The organism is Maribacter taeanensis (assembly GCF_047345145.1).
Taxonomy (GTDB): domain Bacteria; phylum Bacteroidota; class Bacteroidia; order Flavobacteriales; family Flavobacteriaceae; genus Maribacter_C.
The window spans coordinates 205020-222993 of the sequence record NZ_JBLFER010000007.1; the positions used below are offsets into that span (position 1 = coordinate 205020).

Here is a 17974-nt window from a genome sequence, read left to right on the forward strand (position 1 = left end):
ATGAAAACCCGACTATGGATTCTTCTGCTTGCATTATTTGTTTGCTTTCCAGCAATTGCCCAGGATAGTATTCCTATCGAAGCAATACCGCAAATTGAAAACACTATTATAAATGATGTTGACGAGGTAATTCCGAATGAGGGGTTTTCGATAAACAGTTTGTGGCGCGGTATTCTGGGAATGGTCGTTCTATTATTGATTGCTATTGTATTCAGTTCGAATAGAAAAGCGATAAACTGGAAAACAGCTATTATTGGTTTAGGAATACAGCTATTACTAGCAATCAGCATTTTAAAAGTCCCATTTGTCAGGGATATTTTTTCATTCCTTGGTAAAATATTCAATGAAATTTTGAATTTTACTATTGCCGGAAGTGAATTTTTATTGGGAAATCTTCTTAATCTCGACAACCCAAATATTGGATATATTTTTGCTTTCCAAATACTCCCGACCATTATATTCTTTTCTGCACTGACTTCAGTACTTTTTTATTTGGGGATTATTCAAAAGGTTGTTAAAGGCCTTGCTTGGTTATTAACCAAATCTTTGGGTATTTCAGGAGCTGAAGGTCTTTCAGTAGCGGGCAACATTTTTCTTGGACAAACCGAGGCGCCACTAATGATTAAAGCCTATCTAGAAAAGATGAATAAGTCAGAGATTCTTCTGGTTATGATTGGCGGAATGGCAACTGTTGCTGGCGGAGTACTAGCAGCTTATATTGGTTTTCTAGGCGGTAACGATGAACAACTACGGTTAGAATTTGCAAGACATTTAATTGCGGCATCAGTAATGGCCGCTCCTGGAGCGATTGTAATTTCAAAAATACTATACCCCCAAACAGAATCAATTAACACTGATGTTAGTGTCTCAAATGAAAAGATTGGCACCAATCTTTTGGATGCCATCTCTAACGGTACCACAGAAGGTTTAAAACTGGCTGTAAATGTAGGTGCTATGCTTCTTGTATTTGTGGCCTTTATTGCAATGCTAAATGGAATTTTCGGTTGGTTTGGAGATATTACATCTATCAATGAATGGGTAGCCAACAATTCTTCATATGAAAAACTTTCGCTAGAAGCTATTCTAGGTACAATTTTTGCCCCCTTAATGTGGCTTATTGGTGTAGCCAAGGAAGATATCATGCTCATGGGACAACTTTTGGGTATTAAACTGGCTTCCAGTGAATTTGTAGGATATACTCAGTTGGCTGAACTTAAGAATATGTCAAGCACAACCCATTTCACTTTCAACAAATCAATCATCATGGCAACATACATGCTATGCGGATTCGCGAACTTCGCCTCCATCGGAATCCAAATTGGTGGTATTGGCTCACTTGCTCCAGGTCAACGTAAAGTATTATCTCAGTTCGGTATGAAAGCCGTACTTGGAGGTTCATTAGCATCCTTACTTTCCGCAACTATTGCAGGTATGATACTTGGTTAATAACCTCTTAATAAAATCAAGCTCAAAACTCCTGTTTTAAATCTCCAATTTTCTACTTTAGTCGTCCACAAAAAAGACTACAATGCAGCAGTATCATGACCTTCTCAAACACGTATTAGCCAACGGAAATCAAAAAGGCGACCGTACTGGAACAGGGACCGTTAGCGTTTTCGGACATCAAATGCGTTTTGACCTTAGTGAAGGCTTTCCAATGGTGACAACCAAGAAGTTGCATTTGAAGTCCATCGTTTATGAATTATTATGGTTTCTCAAAGGAGATACCAATGTAAAGTATCTTCAAGAAAACGGCGTACGTATTTGGAATGAATGGGCGGACGAAAATGGAGATTTAGGCCCTGTGTACGGACACCAATGGCGCAATTGGAACGATGACGAAATTGACCAAATTAAAGAGGTCATTCATGCTTTGAAAAACAACCCGAATAGCAGGCGTATTATGGTCTCTGCGTGGAATCCAAGTGTACTGCCAGACACTTCAAAATCATTCGCTGAAAACATCTCAAACGGAAAAGTAGCACTACCACCTTGCCATGCTTTCTTTCAGTTTTATGTAGCGGACGGAAAATTGTCTTGTCAATTGTATCAGCGTAGCGCAGATATCTTTTTAGGCGTTCCTTTTAATATTGCTTCTTATGCCTTATTTACGATGATGATGGCACAAGTCTGTGGTTATGAAGCAGGGGATTTCATTCATACCTTTGGTGATGCCCATATCTACAATAATCATATGGAGCAAGTGGAATTGCAACTGAGTCGTAAGCCACGTGCGCTTCCTAAAATGATTCTCAACCCTGAAGTGAAAGATATCTTTGATTTTAAATTTGAAGATTTTTCTTTGGTTGATTATGACCCGCATCCGCATATTAAAGGGGTTGTTGCGGTATAGTAGTATTTAAAGTCTCAAAATCGTGAACTACTTCTTTTTTAGAATCCGTATCTTTATAGTAAGAAAAACTTGCTATGATTCTTACCGATTCCCTACTCGATTTCTTTCTGAAAACTCGAAAATACACTGAACAGCTTTGTGCTCCCTTAGAAATTGAAGATTATGTGGTACAACCCGTAGTCGATGTTTCTCCGCCCAAATGGCATTTAGGGCATACCACTTGGTTTTTTGAGGAATTCATTCTCAAGGCACATGTAAAAGATTATCAAATTTTTGATGAAGACTTTTCCTTTGTTTTTAATAGTTACTACGAAACCGTAGGAAAGCGTGTTGTACGTTCTGACCGCGGAAATCTCTCTAGACCCTCTGTTCAGAAAGTTTATGATTATCGCCATTATGTTACTTCAGCAATGAAAGAATTGTTTTCGAAAAACCAAAATCAGGGACTTCTTGATTTGTTGGAAATCGGAATTCATCATGAAAAGCAGCATCAAGAATTACTGTTGACAGATATCAAATATATTCTGGGTAATAATCCCTTGCTTCCGGAATACTCAAATGATTTTATAGAACATCCCATAGAAGAGCATCAACAAGAATGGGTTTCCGTAGAGGAAGGTATCTATGAAATAGGACACAATTCAGAAGACTTCTGTTATGACAATGAATTAGGAAGGCACAAGGTCTATTTACATTCCTATGAAATATCCAATAAACTAATTACCAATCAAGAGTATATCGAATTCATATCCGCAGGCGGATACCAAAAATTTGACCTCTGGCATGCTGAGGGATGGGATTGGGTTTTAACGAACAAAATTGAAGCCCCTTTATACTGGTATAGTATTGACGGAGAATGGCATTATTATTCCCTCAAGGGATTACAGAAAGTAGATGTAGATGCCCCTATAACGCACATTTCCTATTTCGAAGCATTTGCTTTTGCCCAATGGAAAGGTTGCAGATTACCTACTGAATTCGAATGGGAAGCTGCGGAACAATACTTCCCATGGGGAAAACGCTGGGAATGGACGGAAAGCGCCTACCTACCCTATCACAACTACAAAAAAGCCGATGGTGCCTTAGGCGAATACAATGGTAAGTTTATGGTGAATCAGAAAGTCCTTCGAGGTGGTTCAGTAGCAACACCGATAAAACATACTAGACCTACCTATCGAAATTTTTTCCAAACCAATCTGCGGTGGCAATTCACTGGTTTAAGATTGGTAAAATAATTCAATGTCCTAACGTATAGTTTTACCCCAAAGAACGACATACTTTTTATGCAAAAACAAACAGAAACGCTTTTTGAAACTCAATTTGAAGAAGAAGTCCATACAGGACTCACCGATTACCCCAAACATCTTTCCTCAAAATACTTTTACGACGAAAAGGGAGACAAGCTTTTTCAGGATATCATGAATATGCCTGAATATTATCTTACTAATGCGGAGTTTGATATCTTTTCAACGCAAACAGAGAAAATAACTCAACTTTTTGCGAAGGATTCCGAGAGCTTTAATCTCATTGAACTCGGAGCTGGCGACGGAATGAAAACGAAAATTCTATTGCAAAATCTGATTGACAATAAAGTTGATTTCGATTATCTGCCCATCGATATCAGTCAGAATGTTTTAGACCAATTGTCAAATTCTCTTAAAAATGAAATTCCTGAAGTACCAGTTAAGCCACAACAAGGCACTTACTTCGAAGCATTAGAAAAGATTGCAGCCCTAACAGAAGCGAAAAAGGTTATTCTTTTTCTAGGGTCCAATATTGGGAATCTTTTGCATCCACAGGCTATTGAATTTTTAACGCAAGTTCAAAAGCTGATGCGTGAAGGTGATTTGTTTTTTGTAGGATTCGACCAAAAGAAAAATCCCCAAACCATATTAGATGCTTATAATGACCAAACCGGAATTACGGCGGCCTTTAATAAAAATATTTTAGCAAGAATAAATTCCGAGTTGGGTGGAAACTTTGATTTGGATAAGTTTCTGCATTGGGAAGTATATAACCCCGAAACGGGAACTGCTAAAAGCTATTTGGTCTCCAAAGAGCAACAATCCGTTACCATAGAAAAGCTAGATTTAATAGCTGATTTCGCACCTTGGGAAACTATTCATACCGAAATTTCCCAAAAATATGACGACAAAACGGTGGAATGGCTAGCTGAAAAATCAGGCTTACAAATAGAAACCCAATTTACCGATTCGAAAAATCAGTATAAGAATTACGTATTTAAAAAAGCATAACCAGATTTCCGTCTTTACTGAAACGAGTTCAGCACAAGCGCGGGAATGAAAATAAAATACTTATTTATGAAAGCAATTTGGAATAACACAGTAATAGCAGAAAGTGATGATACCGTTGTTGTAGAAAACAACCATTACTTTCCAGCAGACAGTATTAAAAAAGAGTTTTTTAAAGATTCATCAACGCACACTACTTGCCCTTGGAAAGGGCAAGCACATTATTATTCTCTAATAGTTGATGGTAAAGAAAATACTGATGCAGCATGGTATTACCCTGAAGTAAGTGAGCTCGCCAAAGGCATTAAAGGAAGAGTCGCCTTTTGGAAAGGGGTTACTGTGGAGAAATAGTCCTTTTTTAGAACGAAAAAAACCGGAATATTTACATATTCCGGCTTCATTTTTTTTAATGTTCAGACTATAATTCTAAAACTGCATTTTCAGAACCTGCGTAATCGTTCCATTGGTAACGATCAGCTTCTGCTTCGTTTACGTAGTTTCCATCAATTATATACTTAAACTCGTAAGCATTCTCTTTTGGCAAATCAAAAGTACCTTTGAAAGTTCCGTTTTTCAACTTTTTCAAAGTGCTTGCTTTGTTTGCTTTCCAGTTGTTGAAATCACCAACTACTGCAACCTTTTTTGCTTCTTCCGCTGGTACTGTAAAAGTTACTTTACATACTGGCTTTGTTTTTAAATACTGTTTTGCTATTCCCATGATAATTTATTTTAGATCAATAAACGGTTAAATTCAGTGCAAATCTAAAGCATTAAAATGCTCATTTACAATGATTAAAGTCAGTTTTATCAATTTCGTAATATTTGGGTAACAATTAACACCTCCTTGATAAAAAAAGAAGGTTTAAATTCTGAAGTAAGTAAATGCTGTAGTGCTACTTTTAAGATTCTCACATTAGATCTAAAGTGTAATTACATATAAATTGGAATAAAGAAGCCTATCGTTTTTCAATAAGTTCGGCTATTTGATTAATCTCTTCCACGGTGTTGTAAAAATGGAATCCGAATCGAATTCCGCTACCTCGTTTGGCACACATAACTCCGTTATTCATAAGATGTTGAAAAAGCACGTCATCTCCTTTGATATTAAAAATTGTACTAGAAGATTTTCGATTCACCACCTTGGTTTCCAACAAGTTCATAGCACCAAAAACTGATTTGGCTTTCTTACTCAAAATTTCATTTTGTTTTCCAATTACTGAAAAGCCAATTTTTTGAAGAAAGTTTAGTGAAAAGAGCAAACTACCAAAACTGTGTCCGGACAAATGACCTGGTTCAAAATATTTTGCAAAGGGAATGGCACCTTCACTTTTTAAGGTAACGCTGGCCGTATTATCACCAATTGATTTGACAGCCACTCTTTCTTTGGCATATTCACTAAATAGCATAAAACCATTACCGTAGCCCCCTAACAACCACTTATAACCACTTGTCGCTAAAACATCGATTCCTGAATTCTGGAAACTGAAAGCCTGCGTTCCCATAAATTGGGTTCCATCAGAAATAATAAGAAGATTAGGATATTTCGATTTTAACTGCTTGATGAATTCCAAATCAATCTTTATTCCGTTTTGCCAATGCACCATGGCAAATGCTAAAACATTTATTTGTTCTTTTTCTATAATCTCAGCAATTGTATCTTCTATATTTTCGTCGATTACCGCATAATGCATTTCAAATTCTCGTCGTTCAAAAGGCCAATTCACTGATGCATAATCTTTGTCTAAGACCAATACCTTCGAAGAAGAATCCAAACCTTCTAAAAGAAAATTCATTCCCGTAGAAAAGTTATTAATCAAAGCAACATTTTCTTTTTTACAGGCAAAAACCTCAGCGATTTTGGAGCGTGTCTTTTCGAGAAGTGGCCCTCGTTTTTGTGGCAATTCTGTACCGTGAATTAATAAATCAAGGTCCCGTTCTTGTCTCCAATCCATTAAATCCTCATACATGGGACCAAAAACCGGAGTATTTGCATAGATATATTGTTTTAGAATGGGAAATTGGCTGCGAATTTTTTCCATAGAAAAGCAATCGTGTTTTGTGGTATATTTGAGAAGTAAAGTTAGCCAATTAAAGGATGCCTTACCAGCAAATCAAATTGGTCTGTTTTTTGCTCTAATACAAACCAAAACACCTTAAACACTGTGAATACCATTACCCTAATAGCGGCAGCTTCGAAAAACAATGCCTTAGGAAAAGACAATGATTTGCTATGGCATCTTCCTGACGATTTTAAACGTTTTAAAAAACTGACTACAGGTCATAAAATCATCATGGGAAGAAAAACCTTTGAAAGTTTTCCAAAGCCTTTACCAAAACGCACCCATATCATCATTACACGAGACAAAGAGTATAGGGTAGATTTTGAAGATTGCATTGTAGTTCATTCTATCGAAGCCGCCTTAAAACTGGTTGAAAACGATGCGATTTCCTATATTATTGGAGGTGGTGAAATTTACAGACAAGCAGAAAAATTTGCAACGAAAATTGAATTGACCAGAGTGCACAGGGCCTTTGAGGCAGATACGTTTTTCCCGGAAATCGATTTGAACGATTGGGAATTAATTGAAGAGGAGTATCATCCACGTGACGAAAAGCACAAATATGATTTTACCTATTTAACCTATGTAAGAAAGTAGTTGGCAGTTGGCAAATTAAAAATCCATGTTTTCTACCACAATATGTTCATCAACATCCTTTAAAAAACTCTTTAATACCGCAACATTAGTATTTGTAAAAAACTGATGCTTTCCTTTTTCTTTGGAGGAATTACCCAAACTATTTTTCCGCAAAACGGACTTTGTTTGTCGTGCTACTGCTTCTCCTGAATCGATAATTTTGATGTTTTCCGGAAGTATTTCCTCCAAAACCGGAATCAGATACGGGTAATGCGTACAGCCCAAAACCAAATAATCAACACCTGCATTTAGCATCGGAGTTAAGAATTTTTCCAAAAGTTCTTTTGTCTCTTTGCTCTCAACCTTTCCTTGCTCAATTAGCGGAACAAGTCCGGTTCCTTCTTGTTCTAATACTTTTATTCCACTGGCGTGCATTTCTGAAGTACTATTAAAAAGACTACTTGATAGTGTTCCTTTTGTAGCTAGAACACCAACTTTTTTTGATTGCGAATTAAGCGCTGCCGGCTTTATCGCAGGCTCAATACCTATAAAAGGAACTTCATAGTTCTTTCGCAAATGCGCTATGGCATTTGTAGTAGCGGTATTGCATGCCACTACAATTAATTTACAGCCCTTTGAAAGTAGGAGCTCCGTGTTCTTGATACTCAGCTGAAGAATATGTTCTTCGGACTTTTCGCCATAGGGAGCATTCTTACTGTCAGCCAAGTAAATAGAATCCTCATAGGGAAGTAGTGCATTGATTTCCTTCCATATCGAAGTTCCTCCAACACCCGAATCAAATATGCCTATAGGATTGTTACTCATGAAGATTACCTTAGTCCAACACTTCTGTAATGGGCTTCCCTGTAGTTCCGTTGGGAAAAGAAATCCCTAAAAGTGATGAAATGGTCGGGGCAATATCTGGTATTTCCGTGCGTACCGAAGTACTTCCTTTTGGAATACCCTTTCCATAAAACAATAAAGGAACATGTGTATCATATATTTGGGGAGAACCATGTGTAGAACCGGTTTTAGGGTAACTTATGACCCCAGGCTTAAGAACTATAAGAACATCGCCTGAACGTTTTTGGTTGTATCCATTTTGGAGAATGTAGGGTATTCCATCTGTATAATTATTCTGTATCATTTGACGCCCTGTATAGGCTCTATCAATTCCCTTATAATTCAACAATTCATTCGCAATGATTTCCTGTGCCTGAGCAAGGTCTATATCTAAGTTCTTAATCACCTTATGGTCTAAGAAAAACTGATAGTTTGAAAAGTTTTTTATGATGTTGGTAGTTCCAAATTTATATTTTAGAAACTCATCAAGCTTTGGGCTGATCTCATCGTACTCAAAATAACCAGCGGGAATCTTTTGACTACTCAAATATGCTGGCACATCTATGGCACCATGGTCTGCTGTTAGAAAAATGATATACTCTTCTTTTCCTACCTTTCTATCCAAGGTATTTAATAGAAGTTGTAAATCAGCATCTAACCGAATATAAGTATCTTGAATTTCTTTGGAATTTACTCCGAACTTATGCCCAATATAATCCGTACTTGAATAACTTATTGCTAAAAAATCTGTTTCAGAATCCATTCCTAAATTTTCGCCATCTAAGGCAGCAAGAGCAAAATTGGTAGTAATAGTATTGCCGTAGGGCGTATACTTTAGAATATCAAAATCTTTCTTCTTATTCAAGATATTTGGCGTGCTATGCGGAAAGGTTGGTGTTGTTTCAGTTTCGAATAAGCCTTCATAGCTATTATTATCGATTCCACTTTCTATATACGAATTGATGGGTTTTGCTGTATTCCAAGGTATCTTATACTTTTCAACAGCATCAGAAGAATTGAATTCATTAACCCATTTCGGAAGTTGTTTCATATAATATGAGCTTGTAATCCAATTGCCTTCATCTGCACCCTGAAACCAATAGGCTGCATTTGCTGTATGACCTCCGGGTAAGACTGCTCCCCTATCTTTAAGGGCAACCGCAATGGTCTTTCCTCTCATCTGTGTATGCAATCGCAACTCATCAGTAATTGTTGTGACATTCATTCGGTGCGGTGACATCTTTCCTGCATCTGAAGTAGTACCGACAGAAGCATAGTTATCATCAGAAGCACAATAGACACTCTCACCTTGATCCTTGTCATACCAATTATTACCAATCACGCCATGCGCTGCTGGGGTCGACCCGGTGTACACCGAAGTATGTCCTGGCCCAGTACTTGTCGGCGCATAATTGAAATGATTGTTCTTGCAATTGAACCCATCTTTAACCAAACGTTTAAACCCACCTTCGCCATAGTGATTCCAGAAACGGGTGAGATAATCATAGCGCATTTGATCTACAACTATACCTACTACTAGCTTAGGAGAAGTCTTCAAATCAGCAGCTTCATTATCCTTTTGCTTCTTTTGTCCGTGGGTATTTAGTGTTCCGACAATTATGAAACCTAACACTACGAGTAATAGTTGAATTTTCTTTTGCATCTTGCTATTTATTGATTGCGTAAAAGTAAATAAAATACCCTTTTAAAGTCTAAATCTCGGCGAACAGAATGTTTTATTCTTATTTTTACATCTAGATATCTAATTTCTTTTGATGAAGTATTTAAGTGATATTGGGGGCTATGCGATAATGATTTTCGATTTGTTCAAAAAGCCTACCAAATGGAGAATCATGAAAAATTTGATTCTTAAAGAAATTGATGAACTCATCTTTGGCTCTTTAGGTATTATCATCTTTATATCCTTTTTCATCGGAGCAGTGGTTTCTATCCAAACTGCTATGAATTTGACCAGTGATTTAATTCCAAAAAATTTAATTGGTTTTGCAACACGTCAATCTATCATTCTAGAATTCGCTCCTACTTTTTGTTCCGTGATTATGGCAGGAAAAGTGGGGTCATTCATCACTTCTAGTATTGGTACCATGCGTGTAACAGAGCAGATTGATGCGCTCGAAGTAATGGGGGTAAATGCTTTAAATTATCTTGTTTTTCCAAAAATTGTAGCCATGATGCTATATCCATTTATCATTTCAGTAGCCATGTACGTTGGGATTTTTGGCGGATGGTTCGCTGGAGTTTTTGGTGGTTTCATCACCAGCGCAGATTTTGTAGAAGGGGTTACTTTAGATTTCATTCCGTTTCATGTTACCTATTCCTTTATAAAGACCTTTGTCTTTGCATTTCTATTGGCAACCATACCTTCTTATCATGGGTTTTATATGAAAGGTGGAGCCCTAGAAGTAGGAAAAGCAAGCACAACCTCTTTTGTTTGGACTAGTGTGGTAATCATTATCACGAATTATATTTTAACCCAACTATTACTTACCTGATGATTGAAGTAGAAAACGTACACAAGTCTTTCGATGATGCTCATATCTTAAAAGGAATAACTACCACTTTTGATACCGGAAAAACGAATCTTATCATCGGACAAAGTGGTTCAGGAAAAACGGTTTTCCTAAAATGTTTGTTAGGGTTATTTGAGCCTACTGAAGGTAAAATCTGTTATGACGGTCAAAACTTTTCAGAACTTTCAAGCCAAGAACAACGTGCGCTTAAAGAAGATATGGGCATGGTATTTCAAGGCAGCGCGCTTTTTGATGGCTTGACTGTAGCAGGCAACGTTATGTTTCCTCTCGAAATGTTTACGAAACTCGCCAAATCTGAAATGGAAGATCGTGTGAATATTGTTTTGAATAGGGTAAACCTAGTAGATGCACATCATAAATTTCCATCAGAAATCTCCGGTGGTATGCAGAAAAGGGTGGCTATTGCAAGAGCAATTGTGATGAATCCGCAGTACCTATTCTGTGATGAACCCAATTCAGGGTTAGACCCTAGAACTGCTATTGTTATTGATAATCTTATCAAAGAGATTACCGAGGAATATAATATTACCACCGTCATCAACACCCATGATATGAACTCTGTAATGGAGATTGGCGAAAAAATACTTTTCCTAAAAGACGGACTCAAAGAATGGGAGGGCACCAAACACGAAATTTTTAAAACCGACAATGAAGCGGTAACCAATTTTGTGTATTCTTCAGAGCTTTTTAAGAAGGTAAGACAGATGTATATTGAGGAAAGGAATTAATCCTGAACAATTTCCTTTAATTGAATCGTACTATCTTTCAATCGTATTTTAAGCCAATTGTGCAGCTTTTTTGTATCCTTAAGGACTTGAGCTCTTTTAGCTTTCTTTTCCCACTTTGCTTGAAAAATAGTAAGCGTATCTGTTTTTTTGAAATCCGTAAGAATTGCATTATCATATTCAAGTTCAACTAAGTTTTCATAGTTCGCCTTTGCTTCACTGCTTATTTCTTGAAAAGGAATCTGTCTAGAAGCATACTTTCTTAATCGTATCAATTCGGACTCCAAAATTCTAATCTGTTCATCCTTACCTAGCAATTCGCTCTTTTGATTTTCATAGAGCTCATCAATATATTTTAACTGGTCGATTTCCTCATTTTTCGCACCTTGAATGACTTGCAGTTCTGCATCTACCAATCTATTGAATTCGTTCTTTCTGCTGTTCCAATTCGTAATGACATTATCGGGTATTACGTCATTACCCATAAATACAAGCTCAATAGTTGCATTCTCACCATCATTGAATTCGATATCGGTAAAATCCTCAAGAAAACGTACTTGTCCGTCAAATTGATAGGTATCAATTTCTTTTGCTATAAATTCTTTCGCTTGTTTCTCAAAAAACGTTTCTTGTAGTACACGACGAAAAGTCCATCCCGCAGGTATCATCACCAATAAAGCTGTTATTGATGCTATTCTTGCAATGTTTCGTCTTCGTTGGGAATTCGCATAACGCACCATCGGAAATCGAAGTAACTTAATCAATAAGAAGGTCGCCAGTGCAATGAAAATTGTATTAATAATAAAGAGGTACATGGCGCCCCAAGCAAAATCCCAATTGCCGATTGCTAATCCGAAACCTACAGTACACAGAGGTGGAATTAAAGCTGTAGCAATAGCAACTCCGAATATTACACTTGCAATAGTTCCTTTTTTAGTTCGAGCTATTACTAGTGCCATTCCCCCAAAAAATGCAATTAGTACATCAAGCAGAGTTGGCTTTGTTCGTGCTACTAGCTCAGAAGTCTCTTCATGCAAAAAAGGCATAAGAAAAAATAAAAACGCCGTCAAGACACTGAGTACAATCATGACTGCAAAATTCTTTAAAGAACGTCTCAATGTATCAATATCATTGATAGCAAGAGACATACCAATACCCAGTATCGGACCCATCAAAGGCGAAATTAACATCGCACCAATTACCACGGGAATAGAGTTTGTAGCCAAACCAATAGAAGCAATAAAAATAGAGCAAACTAAAATCCAGGAAGTATGACCCTTAAAAGGGATGTCAGCAATAATAGCTTCTTTTGCCGCTTCTCTATCCGTATTATGTCGAATATCTAGCAGTTCATAAAGAAACTTTTTTGTGCTTCCTAATAAGCCTTGAAAGTCTTTTTTTACTTCTTCCCTACTTTCAACAGGCTCTTCAGTTGGGGTAACTTGGTCTTGATTTAAATCTTCGCTCATGCTTATGCGTATTCGTCACCAAAGGTGTCCTTTACCTTATTCAGGACTTGTTTAATATCTTGTTCTTTGGATTTGGGATAAATTAGAAGCACTTCCTCCTTATCCACAATAATATAATCATTTAATCCATCTACGACGACGACTTTGCCTTTGGGAGATCGGATCATATTTCCGGATGCATCTTCTGCAAGAACTTGTGCACCCACTACTGCATTTACATTCGTACCGTCGTTCATTTTATCATAGAGCGAACCCCAAGTTCCTAAGTCATTCCAATCAAAAGTAGCTGGAAGCACAAAAATGGACTTTGAATTTTCCAAAATAGCATAATCAATTGAAATGTTTTCTGCCTTCGGATAGTTCTCTTTAATAAAAGCGGATTCCTTATTCGTGTTATAGCAAGACATTCCTGAATCAAACAAATCGTATTGTACCTTTTGATACTTCTCGAATGCACTTACAATAGTTTTTACGCTCCACATAAAGATACCTGCATTCCATAGAAAATTACCTTGCGCTAAGAATTCCTTTGCAGTTTCATAATCTGGCTTTTCTCTAAATTGGTTTACTTTTTTGAGTCCTGAGGCACTGTCTTTCTCAAACTCTATATATCCAAAGCCCGTATTAGGAAAGGAAGGTTTGATTCCCAAAGTACAAAGCACTTCTTCTTTTTCGCATTTTTCGAAGCAAGTTGTAACATCTTTTGCAAAAGCCTCTTCATCTTCAATCCAATGATCACTAGGCGCAACAATCATCACCCCATCAGGATTCATCTTTTTAATCTTCATTGCCGCATATAAAATACATGGGGCCGTATTACGCATCGCCGGCTCCAACACTACTTGTTCTTGTTTGACGAGGGGCAATTGTTCCAAAACTAGGTCATTGTAGCGTTCATTGGTCAAGATTAAGATATTCTCTGTTGGCACAAACTTATTCAAGCGTTTGAATGTCTTTTGAATAAGCGTATCCCCTGTTCCTAACATATCGTGAAACTGTTTGGGGTAACTCGATGTGCTAATAGGCCAAAATCGAGATCCGACACCACCAGCCATTAAAACTGCATAATAATTCTTATTCATTCATTTCTATTTAATTCAACTTGAAATAAGTTCTACTTCAGCATTGGGTTGAAATAAGTAAACCTTTCCAGATGCTACCTCAATACATTCATAACGCTTTACGCGACGATTTCCTTTCTTGTATAACTTGCCATTGTAAAGACGAAAAACACTTCCCAAAGGTAATTCAAAAACATAGGATTTATCGCTTTGCACCTCATCATAACTTTTCAAAGCTACCGACAATTGGGCATCAGTACTACTACTAGCCTTTGGGTTTTTAAAATGTCTTGCAAGCAAAGGCAATAGTTTTGGAGGGAAAATCTCAGGTCGAATAAAAGGAAGCATCAAATGTTGAAAGGTATGCTTCCATTCTAAGCCATGCGGTTTGATGCGTCTTCCGTATTTCTCGAAAGCCAACAAATGCGCAATTTCATGCACTAGGGTAATCAAAAAACGGTATTTGTTCAAAGTGGCATTAACTGTTATTTGATGCCTACCATCAGTCAGTCTGCGGTAATCTCCATGGCGTGTAACTCTTTCATTTACTATTTTTAAATGCACTTGTGTGTCCTGAATTAGTTCCAAACAGGATGAAACGGCTCTTTCGGGCAAGTATTTTTTTAGGATGTTGTCCATTGGAAACAAAAGTAGTTCAAGTTTAGCGATTCCCAGAAATCATTGGTAAAAGTTCATCCATTGAATAGAATATTTTGTCTGCCTTACTTTTAAAATTCTCGTTTGTATTATGAGCTGAAAAGCCAAAAACATCAAACCCACCAGACTTTGCAGCTTCTACACCAATAGGGGTGTCCTCAATAACAAGACAATCTTTTGGAGTGTAACCCATTGTCGTGGCAGCGTGAAGAAAAATGGCCGGGTCGGGTTTCCACTTTCCAATATCGTAGCAACTAAAAATATTTTCATCAAAATAGGATAACAACTCGGTAGTCTTTAAGTTCAACCTTATTTTTTTTGGAGGACCGCTAGAAGCAACACAAAAGGGAATATTCAATCCTTTCAAAACTTCTTCGACACCACTCACCGGTTGCAAATCATTTTTAAAAACTTCAAAAGAGCGCTTGCGGTATTCGCTCTCAAAATCTTTTGGTAATATAGTGGTACCAACAATAGATTCAATTTGTCTTATACAGTCTTTTAAAAAACCTCCCTTAAAGTTTTCTAGTGCATATGTGAGATTAATATTTGCTCCATATTCATTAGCCAAGTCTACCAGAACTTGATTACCGAGCACTTCACTATCTACTAAAACTCCATCACAATCAAAGATTATGCATTTGTATTGTTTCATGGTCCGTTTTAATTTAATGATAAAAATAGGAGAATATCTATTCTCTTCTTAGTTTTAGAAAACTAATTGTCAATTACCGAATACTAAATGAAAAAATTAAGCATTGCCTTACTACTAACTTTAATGATTGGTTGCAACCCAGCTATATTCAAATCAAAATGGACGAAAGAAATTGCACCTGAATCTTACTTTACCCGTTTTGAAACCACAAAAGGGAGTTTTGATATCGAAGTGAAGCGGAAATGGAGCCCCAAAGCAGCGGACCGCTTCTATCAATTAGTGAAGTACAAATATTTTGATAACGGTGTTTTTTATAGAGTTGTTCCTGAGTTTGTTGCTCAATTTGGTAATAGTGATACTACCACTACCAAAGCTTGGAATAAGTCTAAAATACCTGATGAAAAAGTAATTTTGGGTAACGAAAAAGGTACCTTAAGCTTTGCCCGTGGCGGTAAAGAAACAAGAACAACTGACTTGTATATCAATCTACAGGACAACTCACGATTAGACACACTGAATTATAATGATGTGGTAGGGTTTCCGGCGTTTGGTAAAGTAATTCAAGGGATGGATGTAGTTACGGAAATTTATTCTGGTTACGGTGGAAGTTCGGCGCAAAAAACAGATGTATTATATACCGATAGAAAAAAGTATTTTGAAGAGTTTCCAAAATTAGATGTGATTCAAAAAGTGTATTTCATCAATGAGAAATAAACTAATAAGTTTTTGACTTATTAAATACGTATGCGAATAGACCAACGAGATTTCCAATACCCATGGCCATATAATGCGGCACCGCAAAAAGCCCTTCGTAAATAGTTCCTAAGAATTTACCGTATTGGTCAACACATGCCCTACCGATATACGACATGCGCCACCAATGACGTGTGGCCTTTCCTTGTTTACCATCTTTAAACACCTCTATACCTGTAATATAAACGCATTTCAAGTGATGCCATGGTGTACAGCGGTTTACAAATTGTCGTCCTTCTTGAAACTGATTCATATTGCTATGGTGTACTACTTGAGACTTGCAACAACTTTCCGTTGTACATTTTATTTCCGGTAAGGGCAAACCTTTTTATATACTCTGCCATTTCTAAAGCTGTAGTTGGCGCTTGATACCCAGGGAAAGCTTCTTCAAGCATTTCAGTCTGAACGGCTCCTAAAGCCAGTACATTAAAAGACGGACCAGTTTCTTTGAACTCCTCTGCCCATAATTCAGTTAATGTTATTACCGCAGCTTTACTTGAGCTATATGCAGAAAGACCGGGAAATTTCATACTTCCTTGTACTCCTCCCATAGAACTTATGGTAACTACATGACCTTCTCTAGGCATTTTTGGTAAGACGGCTTGAGTGACACTTGAAACTCCGAATACATTTACCTTGTATACTTCTTCAAATTCCGAAGCACTAGTTTCCAAAAAAGGTTTATTTAATAGTTTTCCCGCATTATTGATAAGAATATCCACGGATTTCCAGCTGTCAAGAAAGTCCGTCAATTTATCCAAATCTGATTCCTTAGAGAGGTCAAAGGGAAAAGAAATAATATGCTTATGATTTAAATCGGAAATGGGTTTGTCATTTCTTGATAAAGCCAAAACCTGATGCCCTTCATCTGCAAAAAGTTTGGCAAGCTCAAAACCAATACCTCTGCTGGAACCAGTGATTATAATATTTGCCATTTAATTGTATTTGATTTCTTGTTCTGGGGAATTGATGATGCCTTCCATTACAGGAATCAATACATTCACAACATTCGCCATATGACCAAAGTCCATAACTTCAGCTTCATCACCTACTTGGTGGTAATGGTCAAAATTTGTAAAATCAAATGTGCTGTAGGTATGAGAAGGCACATTATAAATCTCATGGAAAGGAGCATTATCAGAACGATTGAACAGATTGAATTCTTTCGCTTTGGGAAGAAACCCAGCCACGGTTTGTTCAGAATATGCATTACTAATTTCAGCTAAATTTGATAGATTATATCCGGTTAAATACATCAAATAATCTTTGCCTTGCAAAGGAACTCCAACCATTTCGAAATTAAGCATGGCGTAAAGATTGAGTCCGGAAGCCTTTAGTTTTTTGGCTAAATGTTTAGACCCTAGAAGACCTTGCTCCTCAGCACTAAACAACGTAAATAGTATGCTACGCTTATTTGCTTTTACTTTTCCAAAATAGCGTGCTAACTCTAACACTGTAGTCGTACCGGATGCATTGTCGTTTGCTCCATTCGCGATATCATCACCATCTTTGGCTTGTATTCTACCGATATGGTCATAGTGCGCCCCTAAAACGATAAATTCCTTTTTCAACTCAGGGTCGGTGCCTTCGAGCATTCCCACCATGTTATAAGCCGGTTGGTTAAAGTTTGAAAGCGTATCTCTGAAATTTGCGAAATACGGCTTGATTCCGTTAGCAGTAAATATCTCTTCGATGAAATCAGCCGCTTTGGCGATACCTTCACTACCAGAATCTCTTCCTTGCAATTCATCAGAGGCTAGAAAATTCATGATTTCCCCAATTTCCTCAGCGTTTGAAAAGTCTGGAACAGGAGCAATTAGTTTTGTTTCGGCAGACATTTCCTCTTTTTGGGCATCAGCAGCCTGTGCTGCCTCATTCACAATTTCTTCAGCCGCTGCAGGAGCCGCTTGAACATTTGAAGCATCCGTTTCTTTCATCTTCGTTGAGCCGCAGTTTGCTAAGAAGAAGGAAATCATTAAAATCGGTATTATTTTCATTTTGTGTTTTATTTAGATTTT

General features: G+C 37.2%; 20 protein-coding genes. 9 read left to right on the forward strand and 11 right to left on the reverse strand.

The genetic code is table 11. From position 1 onward, the window contains the following. The 5 genes from ACKWCD_RS18740 (at window position 1) to ACKWCD_RS18760 (ending at window position 4956) form a co-directional block, all read left to right on the forward strand. A complete protein-coding gene (locus tag ACKWCD_RS18740; protein ID WP_413985499.1) occupies window positions 1-1446 on the forward strand; it encodes a NupC/NupG family nucleoside CNT transporter in 1446 nt (481 codons plus the stop codon). 82 nt (window positions 1447-1528) lie between these two features. After that, on the forward strand, window positions 1529-2353 hold the full coding sequence (locus ACKWCD_RS18745; RefSeq protein ID WP_413985500.1) for a thymidylate synthase: 825 nt from the start codon (window positions 1529-1531) through the stop codon (window positions 2351-2353). A 74-nt stretch (window positions 2354-2427) separates the two neighbouring features. Next, window positions 2428-3588, forward strand: coding sequence for an ergothioneine biosynthesis protein EgtB (gene egtB, locus ACKWCD_RS18750; protein WP_413985501.1), 1161 nt, complete (start codon window positions 2428-2430; stop codon window positions 3586-3588). Window positions 3589-3636: 48 nt separating this feature from the next. Next, on the forward strand, window positions 3637-4608 hold the full coding sequence (egtD, locus tag ACKWCD_RS18755; protein WP_413985502.1) for an L-histidine N(alpha)-methyltransferase: 972 nt from the start codon (window positions 3637-3639) through the stop codon (window positions 4606-4608). 66 nt (window positions 4609-4674) lie between these two features. Continuing rightward, window positions 4675-4956, forward strand: a complete 282-nt coding sequence (locus ACKWCD_RS18760) for a DUF427 domain-containing protein (protein WP_413985503.1) — start codon at window positions 4675-4677, stop codon at window positions 4954-4956. 67 nt (window positions 4957-5023) lie between these two features. Here ACKWCD_RS18760 and ACKWCD_RS18765 read toward each other — a convergent pair whose 3' ends face one another. Both ACKWCD_RS18765 and ACKWCD_RS18770 read right to left on the reverse strand, forming a co-directional pair. Then, window positions 5024-5323, reverse strand: coding sequence for an isoamylase early set domain-containing protein (locus ACKWCD_RS18765; protein ID WP_413985504.1), 300 nt, complete (start codon window positions 5321-5323; stop codon window positions 5024-5026). A 238-nt stretch (window positions 5324-5561) separates the two neighbouring features. Then, the gene (locus tag ACKWCD_RS18770) at window positions 5562-6644 is read right to left on the reverse strand and encodes an aminotransferase class V-fold PLP-dependent enzyme (RefSeq protein ID WP_413985505.1); all 1083 of its coding nucleotides are present in this window, start codon (window positions 6642-6644) and stop codon (window positions 5562-5564) included. Window positions 6645-6767: 123 nt separating this feature from the next. Here ACKWCD_RS18770 and ACKWCD_RS18775 point away from each other — a divergent pair, with 123 nt between their 5' ends. Continuing rightward, window positions 6768-7262, forward strand: a complete 495-nt coding sequence (locus ACKWCD_RS18775) for a dihydrofolate reductase (RefSeq protein WP_413985506.1) — start codon at window positions 6768-6770, stop codon at window positions 7260-7262. Window positions 7263-7277: 15 nt separating this feature from the next. Here ACKWCD_RS18775 and murI read toward each other — a convergent pair whose 3' ends face one another. Both murI and pafA read right to left on the reverse strand, forming a co-directional pair. Then, window positions 7278-8066, reverse strand: coding sequence for a glutamate racemase (murI, locus tag ACKWCD_RS18780; protein ID WP_413985507.1), 789 nt, complete (start codon window positions 8064-8066; stop codon window positions 7278-7280). Window positions 8067-8076: 10 nt separating this feature from the next. After that, the gene (gene pafA, locus ACKWCD_RS18785) at window positions 8077-9747 is read right to left on the reverse strand and encodes an alkaline phosphatase PafA (protein WP_413985508.1); all 1671 of its coding nucleotides are present in this window, start codon (window positions 9745-9747) and stop codon (window positions 8077-8079) included. A 112-nt stretch (window positions 9748-9859) separates the two neighbouring features. Here pafA and ACKWCD_RS18790 point away from each other — a divergent pair, with 112 nt between their 5' ends. Beyond that, a complete protein-coding gene (locus ACKWCD_RS18790; RefSeq protein ID WP_413985509.1) occupies window positions 9860-10597 on the forward strand; it encodes an MlaE family ABC transporter permease in 738 nt (245 codons plus the stop codon). Then, window positions 10597-11364, forward strand: coding sequence for an ABC transporter ATP-binding protein (locus tag ACKWCD_RS18795; protein ID WP_413985510.1), 768 nt, complete (start codon window positions 10597-10599; stop codon window positions 11362-11364). Before ACKWCD_RS18790 ends, ACKWCD_RS18795 begins: the two co-directional genes overlap by 1 nt. Here the strand turns inward: ACKWCD_RS18795 and ACKWCD_RS18800 are convergent. Genes ACKWCD_RS18800 through ACKWCD_RS18815 form a run of 4 tightly spaced genes read right to left on the reverse strand, consistent with a single transcriptional unit; the run spans window position 11361 to window position 15203 of the window. Then, complete coding sequence (locus ACKWCD_RS18800; RefSeq protein WP_413985511.1) at window positions 11361-12830, reverse strand: DUF389 domain-containing protein; 1470 nt, start codon at window positions 12828-12830, stop codon at window positions 11361-11363. The two genes, ACKWCD_RS18795 and ACKWCD_RS18800, sit on opposite strands and share 4 nt — an antisense overlap. A gap of 2 nt (window positions 12831-12832) precedes the next feature. Beyond that, a complete protein-coding gene (locus tag ACKWCD_RS18805) occupies window positions 12833-13912 on the reverse strand; it encodes a mannose-1-phosphate guanylyltransferase (protein WP_413985512.1) in 1080 nt (359 codons plus the stop codon). A 15-nt stretch (window positions 13913-13927) separates the two neighbouring features. Next, the gene (locus ACKWCD_RS18810) at window positions 13928-14530 is read right to left on the reverse strand and encodes a SprT-like domain-containing protein (RefSeq protein ID WP_413985513.1); all 603 of its coding nucleotides are present in this window, start codon (window positions 14528-14530) and stop codon (window positions 13928-13930) included. A 22-nt stretch (window positions 14531-14552) separates the two neighbouring features. Beyond that, the gene (locus ACKWCD_RS18815) at window positions 14553-15203 is read right to left on the reverse strand and encodes an HAD family hydrolase (RefSeq protein ID WP_413985514.1); all 651 of its coding nucleotides are present in this window, start codon (window positions 15201-15203) and stop codon (window positions 14553-14555) included. Between the two features lie 87 nt (window positions 15204-15290). On the opposite strand from ACKWCD_RS18815, the gene ACKWCD_RS18820 reads away from it, so the two are divergent. After that, window positions 15291-15917, forward strand: coding sequence for a peptidylprolyl isomerase (locus ACKWCD_RS18820; protein ID WP_413985515.1), 627 nt, complete (start codon window positions 15291-15293; stop codon window positions 15915-15917). A gap of 1 nt (window position 15918) precedes the next feature. Here ACKWCD_RS18820 and ACKWCD_RS18825 read toward each other — a convergent pair whose 3' ends face one another. The 3 genes from ACKWCD_RS18825 to ACKWCD_RS18835 are packed head-to-tail and all read right to left on the reverse strand — an operon-like array spanning window position 15919 to window position 17953. Next, on the reverse strand, window positions 15919-16209 hold the full coding sequence (locus ACKWCD_RS18825) for a hypothetical protein (RefSeq protein WP_413985516.1): 291 nt from the start codon (window positions 16207-16209) through the stop codon (window positions 15919-15921). Window positions 16210-16213: 4 nt separating this feature from the next. After that, window positions 16214-16891, reverse strand: a complete 678-nt coding sequence (locus tag ACKWCD_RS18830) for an SDR family NAD(P)-dependent oxidoreductase (protein ID WP_413985517.1) — start codon at window positions 16889-16891, stop codon at window positions 16214-16216. Beyond that, on the reverse strand, window positions 16892-17953 hold the full coding sequence (locus tag ACKWCD_RS18835) for a M28 family metallopeptidase (RefSeq protein ID WP_413985518.1): 1062 nt from the start codon (window positions 17951-17953) through the stop codon (window positions 16892-16894). It lies immediately after the preceding gene. Between the last annotated feature and the right edge of the window lie 21 nt (window positions 17954-17974).